Origin of the sequence: Streptomyces beijiangensis (assembly GCF_017315755.1) — a bacterium.
Classification (GTDB): Bacteria; Actinomycetota; Actinomycetes; order Streptomycetales; family Streptomycetaceae; genus Streptomyces; species Streptomyces beijiangensis.
Genome location: NZ_JAFLRJ010001649.1, coordinates 1 through 404 on the forward strand (window position 1 = coordinate 1; position 404 = coordinate 404).

A 404-nucleotide genomic window follows, 5' to 3' on the forward strand; every position below is an offset into this window, starting at 1 on the left:
CACCTACCGGTCCGTGACCACGGTGCGCTTCGACGTCTCGGCGGACGCGGACCGCACGGAGTCGTTCATCGACCTGGTGGCTCCCACCGTGCACGAGGTGACCCTCAACGGGGACGCCCTCGACCCCGCCGAGGTGTTCGCGGACTCCCGGATCGCCCTGCCCGGCCTGCTCCCGGGCCGCAACGTCCTGCGGGTGAGCGCCGACTGCGCGTACACCAACACCGGTGAGGGCCTGCACCGGTTCGTCGACCCCGTCGACGACCAGGCCTACCTCTACACCCAGTTCGAGGTGCCGGACGCCCGCCGGGTGTTCGCGAGTTTCGAGCAGCCCGACCTCAAGGCGACCTTCCGGTTCACCGTGAAGGCGCCGGACGGCTGGACCGTCGTCTCCAACTCCCCCACGC

1 pseudogene is annotated in these 404 nt (G+C 70.5%); it reads left to right on the plus strand.

The features are described from left to right. Window positions 1-404, plus strand: a pseudogene (locus tag J0695_RS43075) (aminopeptidase N); the annotation flags it as partial.